Source organism: Bacillus timonensis, from assembly GCF_000285535.1.
Classification (GTDB): Bacteria; Bacillota; Bacilli; order Bacillales; family Bacillaceae_L; genus Ferdinandcohnia; species Ferdinandcohnia timonensis.
Window position 1 is genome coordinate 401,817 of the sequence record NZ_HE610988.1, and the last position, 8,648, is coordinate 410,464.

The 8,648-nt window shown below is 36.3% G+C and carries 5 protein-coding genes; 2 read left to right on the forward strand and 3 right to left on the reverse strand.

Annotated elements, in window-relative coordinates; all coding sequences use genetic code 11:
* Nucleotides 1–58: 58 nt before the first annotated feature.
* Both megL and BTHG_RS19570 read right to left on the reverse strand, forming a co-directional pair.
* Nucleotides 59–1,240, reverse strand: a complete 1,182-nt coding sequence (megL, locus tag BTHG_RS19565; RefSeq protein WP_010678441.1) for a methionine gamma-lyase — start codon at nucleotides 1,238–1,240, stop codon at nucleotides 59–61.
* Nucleotides 1,241–1,387: 147 nt separating this feature from the next.
* Nucleotides 1,388–2,809, reverse strand: a complete 1,422-nt coding sequence (locus tag BTHG_RS19570; protein WP_010678442.1) for a sensor domain-containing diguanylate cyclase — start codon at nucleotides 2,807–2,809, stop codon at nucleotides 1,388–1,390.
* 405 nt (nucleotides 2,810–3,214) lie between these two features.
* On the opposite strand from BTHG_RS19570, the gene rpsD reads away from it, so the two are divergent.
* Nucleotides 3,215–3,817 (forward strand): 30S ribosomal protein S4, encoded by a 603-nt coding sequence (rpsD, locus tag BTHG_RS19575; RefSeq protein WP_010678443.1) that lies wholly within the window; start codon nucleotides 3,215–3,217, stop codon nucleotides 3,815–3,817.
* Nucleotides 3,818–4,297: 480 nt separating this feature from the next.
* Here the strand turns inward: rpsD and tyrS are convergent, their stop codons facing one another.
* Nucleotides 4,298–5,557 carry a tyrosine--tRNA ligase gene (gene tyrS, locus BTHG_RS19580; RefSeq protein ID WP_010678444.1) on the reverse strand — a complete coding sequence of 420 codons (1,260 nt, stop codon included), beginning with the start codon at nucleotides 5,555–5,557 and terminating at the stop codon, nucleotides 4,298–4,300.
* A gap of 150 nt (nucleotides 5,558–5,707) precedes the next feature.
* Here tyrS and BTHG_RS19585 point away from each other — a divergent pair, with 150 nt between their 5' ends.
* Nucleotides 5,708–8,641 (forward strand): transglycosylase domain-containing protein, encoded by a 2,934-nt coding sequence (locus BTHG_RS19585; protein WP_010678445.1) that lies wholly within the window; start codon nucleotides 5,708–5,710, stop codon nucleotides 8,639–8,641.
* Nucleotides 8,642–8,648: the final 7 nt, after the last annotated feature.

Below are 8,648 nucleotides of genomic sequence, written 5' to 3' on the forward strand. Positions count from 1 at the left end.
CCAGCGGAAACTTTCCGCTGGCTTTTTCGTGTTCTTCCCCTACTGACAGTAAGTATATTTACATTCTATTTAATGCTTGATTTAAATCTTCCCAAATGTCTTCCCATGCCTCTAAACCGACAGAAAGTCGAATTAAATTATCCGTAATTCCCATGTCCAATCGTGATTCTTCTGGAACGACTGCATGTGTCATGGTTGCAGGATGCTGTATTAAGGTTTCTGTATCTCCAAGACTTACAGCAATTTTAATTAATTGTAGTCGATTTAGGATATTTTGCGCGTCCTTCTTGGAGCCTTTTATTGTAAAGGAAATTAATCCTCCCGGCTTACTCATTTGTTTTTTCATAATCCCGTAATTAGAATGTTCGGTATCTCCAGGATAAAATATTTGCTCTATATTCTTATGTTTTTTTAATAACGATGCAATTTTTTCTGCATTATCACAATGGCGGTCCATTCTGACTGGTAATGTTTTTAACCCACGTAATAAAAGCCATGCATCAAAAGGAGACATAATCCCACCGATATCTTTTTTCGTCGTCATTGCAACTTGTTGTATAAACTCCTTTTTACCGACAACAAGTCCAGCGATAACATCGCCGTGTCCTCCAATATATTTAGTCGCACTATGAACAACAATATCACAGCCCAATGTAATCGGCTTCTGCAAATACGGTGAACAGAATGTATTGTCTACAACAACTGGAATTCCTTTAGATTTTGCGATTTGAACCACTTTTTGTAGATCAATAAGCTTCATAGTTGGATTAATTGGAGTTTCAATATAGATTAACTTTGTGTTTGGTTTAAGTTTTGAAAGAATTTCTTCCTCTTCATTCATATCGCTAAAATCATGTTCAATATTGTACTTTTCCTTCATCATCTGAAGTAGACCAAACGTACATCCATATAATCCTTGTGAACAAAGAATATGATCACCTGATTTTGTTACTGCAAATAAAACAGCGGAAACTGCCGCCATTCCTGACCCAAATGAAAGCCCTGCCTCTCCTCCTTCAAGAATAGCAATCCTTTCTTCCAAAAGCTTCACCGTCGGATTCCCTAATCTTGAATAAATATATCCTTCCTCAATACCTGCAAAACGCGCTTCCCCTTGTTCTGCGGTTTCAAAAGTAAAGGTAGATGTTTGGTAAAGTGGCGGAGTTAAACTTCCATCAGGGGAAGCCGAACCTCCAGCATGTATTGCTAATGTGTCGAAATGTTTACTCTCCTTACTCATTCTCCCTAAACCCCCTTAAAACTTTTGCTACTAAAATTAGCATATGATAAAAAGGCTTGTTTTGAAAGCGTTTTCTATTTTCTTAGAGGTTTACTTGGATTTGTGCAAATTTGTGGGATTGCAAGATAAAAAAGAAAGGACATCCACTTATGAATGTCCTTCGATAACCTTACTTTCACTGGCAATGACTTGGTTTTTTCCTGATTGTTTCGCAATATATAAAGCATTATCTGCCCGATGAAAAAGACTTTGGAATGTTTCTTTATACTCCTTAAACCAAGTGGCAACACCACAAGAGATTGTTATTTTTGGATTTGAATACGCCTCAACCCTTTTACCCAGTCTCTGAGCAACAGCAATCCCTGATGCTAAATCCACTCTAGGCAAATAAATCGCTAACTCTTCCCCGCCCCATCTTGCTCCAATGTCATGATCACGGATATTTTCCTTAATGAGATTGGCTATCTGGACAATCGCTTCATCACCAACCTGATGACCATAGGTATCATTGATTCCTTTAAAATCATCAATATCAATTAAAATAAATGTACCAAAAGCGTCTGTTTCTAATGATTCCTGTATACAATCCTCTAAGTGATTACGTGAATAAAGTTTTGTTAAATAATCAGTAATCACTAATTTTTCGAGTTCCTCTCTGAGAATCGAGTTTGTAAAAGCTAAGGATGAGTGGTGAATCAAGGATTGCAAGAGTTTAAATTTATCAAAAGAAAAGAAATAGGGAGATTCATGTAAAACAATAGCCACTCCTAAAATTTCATTCTGCTGTACCATCGGAACAGACATCATGGAACGAAAGCTTGATTTACGAAATGATGGGTCTACTTGTAAATCTCCTATGAAAAGGGGCTCTTTTTCTGCTAAAATCCGTTTTAGGCTATATAAAACATACTGCTCTCCATTTCCTTCTTCAAAAAAAGTAGTACTTCCCGGAAGTACCTCGATTTGTTCATTCGATTGTAAAAAGAAACCTACTTCATTTGCGCCAAAGGATTTTTTTATTTGGGATGACATGAACGTCATTGTATCAACCAGTCGCAAATTCGAATTTAACTTATGTGAAGTTTCGTTAATTAATTGCAAATCTGCAATCAATTGTTTTGACTGTTGGTAAAGTTGAGCATTTTCGAATGCATGTCCTGCCGTATTTGCCAATAGTTCAATAAACTGGATTTCTGATTGTGGAAAAACAAGTGAGTAGTGAGCGTTAATTTGCAATACCCCATAAACTCCCTGCCTACCTTTTAATGGTGCATAAATAATAGACTTTTTATCCGATACTGAGTCTTCAAGCTGCAACTTTCCGGTTACAAATGCTTGCATTACAAGTGAATTTTCACCATGTTCATATTCTTGTATATCTTTAATGGGAATAACATTATGTCTCTTATTATCATGTGCAAGAAATAAAGTATATGTAAATGATGGGTATACATCTTGCAATGTATTAATAACCTCTTCAAGCACAGCGTCAATATTCATTGTTGAATGAAACTTTGAGGTTACTCTAAATAGTTGCTCATATCTTACATCTTCATTTGGAAACTTCATGTTTAATCACCCATCTGATATTGATACTTTTAATCTCATTATAATAGATATTGCATAAAAAATGTTTCATTATCTCGTAAAAAATCTAAATTTGTTACAATAAACAAGTTAAAAATAAAAATTTCACCAAAATTCACGGGATTCTTGCCGAATTCTGTATATTTTGATGAAAACTTGACTTCCGTTTCTAAAAATCATATAATGATCGTTGTGTAAAATATTGCAGCAAATGTGAGTAGGTTTTTGATTTATTTTGTTCCTCTAGCGAGCTTTGGCTCATAGATGGTGTATCACGTAACTCTTGGCTGCTAGGGCGAAGATACATGAAAACAAAATAGCCAAGAACATCTAGCACATCTGTTTTTATTTTACAACAAAATAAAAACATTGAAGGAGGAGTCATTCATGGCTCGTTATACTGGTCCAAGCTGGAAATTATCCCGTCGTCTTGGCATCTCATTAAGTGGTACTGGTAAAGAATTAGAAAAGCGTCCTTACGCTCCTGGACAACATGGTCCAAACCAACGCAAGAAGCTTTCTGAATATGGTTTACAATTACAAGAAAAGCAAAAGCTTCGTCATATGTATGGTGTGAATGAGCGTCAATTCCGCAACACATTCAACAATGCAAGCAAAATGCAAGGGATCCTTGGTGAAAACTTCATGATTCTTCTAGAATCACGTTTAGATAACCTAGTTTACCGTCTTGGTCTTGCTCGTACTCGTCGTGCAGCTCGCCAATTAGTTAACCATGGTCATATTCTTGTTGATGGAAACCGTGTTGATATTCCATCTTACCGAGTAAAACCTGGGCAAACAATTGCAGTTCGTGAAAAGTCACGTAATCTTGTTGCAATTAAAGAAGCTATTGAAGCTACTACATTCGTACCAGAATATTTAACTTTTGATGCTGATAAATTAGAAGGAACTTACACTCGTTTACCTGAGCGTTCTGAATTACCAGCTGAAATTAACGAAGCATTCATCGTTGAGTTCTACTCACGTTAATGGAATTGCTCTGTAAGGAGCATACACAAAAGCCTCAGAGGCGTTGATGAGTCAACGTTTTTGGGGCTTTTTATTTTACCCTATTTCTTACAATCACCTCTACAATTTACACAGCCTCTCAATTCTTACTTCTAAACTTCCTAGAAACTTCCTTGTATCCATCATTTTTTATTACTTGATTTTAATAGCTTTGTCATATTTTTTAATTCGTTTGTAATAGGTGAATAACATTAATCCGTTATGATTAAATATATAAATTAATCATCTTAGGAGTAACATTCATGAAAAAATTAAAATCTATCATTTGTTTTTTCCGTAGATATCATAAATACGATTATTACAGTGAAAAATGCATATTTTGTGGAAGGAAAAAATGCACCACCCACCTTCGGATACTTTGTAAATCTGAAGTGAGGATGTTATTTTTTTCGTATCACATAAAAAAAGATGAGGTGCACCGTCTTATGCACCTCATCTTTTTTAGTATTTAATTAAGAAATATTTTTTCTTGCCGCGGCGGATTACGGTAAATTGATCTTCTATGCGATGTTGCTCAGTAAGAACTACATCAACTTCTTGGATTCTCTCACCGTTAACATAGATAGCTCCATTTCCGATGTCCTCACGTGCCTGACGCTTGGAAGGTGAAATTTTACTCATTACTAATAAATCAACTAAACCAACTTCTGCTTCCCCATCATATTCATAAGACGGTACATCCTTAAAGCCTTGCTTAATCTCCTCAGCACTTAATTCATTGATTGAACCTCTGAATAATGCAGTAGAAATCTTAACCGCTTGATTAAGCGCATCCTCTCCATGTACCAATTTCGTTACCTCTTCTGCCAACGTCTTTTGTGCCAAACGTTTTTCCGGAGCATTTTGTATTTCAGCTTCAAGGTTTTCAATTTCCTCTTTTGAAAGAAACGTAAAATATTTTAAATAGCGAACAACATCACGATCATCAGTATTGATCCAGAACTGATAAAACTCGTATGGCGATGTCTTTTCTTTATCTAACCAAATCGTTCCTCCTTCTGTTTTACCAAATTTCGTTCCGTCCGCCTTCGTTACAAGTGGAATAGTTAGACCATATGCTTTCGCATCTTCAACACTCTTGCGGATTAATTCTAGTCCTGCTGTGATGTTCCCCCATTGATCGCTTCCACCAATTTGAAGTCGACAACCTTCATTTTCGTAAAGCTTTAAAAAGTCATAGGATTGTAAAATCATATAGCTAAACTCTGTAAAAGATATACCGGCATCTAGACGGGATTGGACAGAGTCCTTAGCAAGCATATAATTTAGACCGAAACTTTTACCAATATCACGCAAGAAGGTGATTAAATCTAAGCTTCCAATCCAATCATAGTTATTCGCAATTTGTGCAGGATTTCCTTCTGCTTCAAAATCCAGAAAGCGTGAAAGCTGTTCTTTAATGCTATTACTATATTGCACAACAACTTCTTTCGGATTCAATGTTCGTTCTGCTTTTTTACCACTAGGGTCCCCGATTAAACCCGTAGCGCCACCTACTAAAGCAATTGGTTGATGTCCTGCTAATTGAAATCTTCGTAAAGTCAAAATCCCTACTAAATGGCCAATATGTAAACTATCTGCAGTTGGGTCAAATCCACAATACAATTTAATCTTTTCATCTTTTAAAGTATTCTGTAAACCTTCTTCATCTGTTACTTGATTTATCAAGCCCCTATAAGCCAAATCCTGAATTACATCCATTAAAATTTGATTCTCCTTTTAACCACATGATAAAGTTTTTCTATCACATTAAGTCATATATTGTCAAATTAAATTCTGGAAAATCATAAAAAAATACTAAAGTACCTTGTGGTTATGCTATAATGAACTTGGATTTGTAGGGGGATGATTATGAATTTTAACAAAAGGCAGATTTTTGAAAAAATTGGTTCTTTATGGAAAAGCATAACCATGAATAAAGTCGTTAGAGCAATAGCTGGCAAGAAAGCTCGTAAAGGTGTAAGAGTTACATACGGCGTTGTTTGGAATTTATTTTTGATTTTCTTTATTGTTGCTATTCTAGGTTTTGGGTTTGCCGGAGGGGCTGGTGCTGGATATTTTGCATCTCTTGTAAAGGACGAACCTATTCGAAGTTATGATAGTTTGAAGAAAGATATATATAACTATGAAGAAAATACAGAGGTTTACTTCGCAAATGAAGTCTATCTTGGTCAATTGCGATCAGACCTTCAACGAGAAGAAGTTGCTCTAAAAGATATTTCCCAATATGTCAAGGATGCTGTTATTGCGACCGAAGATCAATACTTCTATAAGCACGATGGAGTTGTTCCAAAATCAATATTACGGGCAATCGTACAGGATGTAACAAATTCTCCCATTCAAACTGGTGGAAGTACGTTAACCCAGCAATTGATTAAGAACCAAATTCTGTCTAATGAAGTTTCATTTGATCGGAAGGCAAAGGAAATATTAATCGCATTACGACTTGAAAAGTTTTTTGATAAAGACGAAATACTTGAAGCATATTTAAATATTGTTCCATATGGGCGGAATTCTTCAGGCCGTAACATTGCCGGAGTTCAAACCGCAGCAAAGGGGATTTTCGGTGTAGATGCAAAAGACTTAAATCTACCACAAGCAGCTTATATCGCTGGTATACCTCAAAATCCATACACTTATACACCTTTCTTAAATCAAGGTGGAAAGGTAAAAGAAAACTTAGAACCTGGTATCAATCGCATGAAAACGGTCTTGGAACGAATGTTGACTGGTGGTTTTATAACACAGAAACAATATGAGGAAGCTCTCGCATATGATATTCGTGCAAACCTTGTTCCACCTAAGTCAGAACCTACCGAAAAATATCCTTGGTTAATTAATGAAGTAGAAAAACGTGCTACTGATATTTTAATGCGTAAGTTGGCTAAGGAAGATGGATACGAAGAAAAGGATTTAGAGGAAAATAAAGACTTACGTATACACTATCATGAAATTGCTGACAGAAACCTTCGTCAAAATGGATACAAAGTCTATACCACGATTGACAAGGAAGTTCACGATGTATTGCAAGAAGCAACTAAAAACTTTCAATACTTTGGACCAGATCGAAAAGAAACAAAGAAAAATTTAGAAACAAATGAAGATGTTGTTGTGATGGAGCCAGAAGAACTCGGTTCTGTTTTAATTGAAAACCAAACAGGTAAAATTATCGGCTTCGTTGCTGGACGTGATTTTGAACGCGAACAAACGAATCATGCTATGGGTTCAGTACGTCCTAATGGTTCGACAATGAAGCCACTCTTGGACTATGCACCTGCGATGGAATTAGGATTGACACAACCTGGAAGTGTGATTGCCGATGTGAAATTTAGTTATGGCAAATACACTCCACAAAACGTTGGTGGTAAATATGACTTTGATGGGTTAATGTCTGCAAGACGTGCCCTACAAATTTCAAAAAATATACCTGCAATTAAAACGTATTTAAAAGCCTTTGATCAACGACCAATTACGTTCTTAGAGAAAATGGGATTTACTTCATTAGATGAAAGAGATTATTCCGCACCTTCACTAGCCATTGGCGGGATGACATATGGTGTTTCTGTCGAAGAAAATGTAAATGCCTTTGCTACATTTGCGAACGAAGGTAAGTTTATAGATGCGTATATGATTGAAAAGATTGTTACGAACGATGGTGATGTCGTCTTTGAACATGAATCAAAACCAGTTGACGTATTTTCACCACAAACTGCCTATTTAACAATCGATATGATGCGTGATGTTATAAATGGCGGTACTGCTTCATCACTTAAAGGGTATTTAAAATTTAATGCTGATTGGGCAGGTAAAACAGGTACGACTAACTATTACGAAGATATTTGGTTTGTTGCAACAAACCCTAATGTAACCTTTGGTACGTGGATGGGTTATGATACCCCAAAATCAGTTGAGAAAACTTATAAAGGCCTCAATTATTCAAGAAGAAATATTCTTCTTTGGTCTCAACTGATGAATGCGGTATATGACGTAAAACCAGACCTTGTTAAGCCAAAAGAGAACTTTAAAATGCCAGGTGGAATTGTAAGTCGCTCCTATTGTGGAATCTCTGGACTCCTTCCATCAGATCTATGCCGAGAGGCTGGGCTAGTACAATCTGACATTTTTAATGCAAAATATGTTCCAACAAAAGTGGATGATAACCTTGTGAAAGGTAAGTATATTGAAGTAAATGGCAAGGCTTATCGTGTACCAGCAAGTGCACCACAGGAATTTGTCCAACAAGGGATTATGATTAAGAAAGAATTTTTGGAGGAGCATGGCTTAAAAGATTCAAGTGCGATTGAACAGCTGCTTCCTAATAATAATCGTTGGAGTAAGCTAGTCATTACGGAATCGTCAGAGCTCAAAGACAATGGCTCTGTTCCTTCTCAAGTAAAAGGTGCTTCGATTTCATCTGGTACATTGAAATGGGCAAAGCATGAACACAATGATGTCATTGGATATCGTATCTATGCTGCAGCTAATTTCACAACAGATTTCAAGAAAATCGGAAGTGTACCTGCAACGAAAAATTTACAATTTAAGGTAGGAAATGCAGCTGCTGCTTATTATATAACTGCCGTTGATGTAACTGGTAAAGAAACCCCACTCGCTAATTCAGTGTTAATTAAGAGTGGCGACTATAAACCAGAACCAGAAGTAGTCACTCCTCCACCAGCACCGCAAGCACCTCCAGCGGATGGAGGAAAACCGGAGGGAAATGGTAATAATAATGAAAAAGAAAATAACGGTAATGGAAATGGTAAAGAAAACGGTGGAAATTAAAGAATAA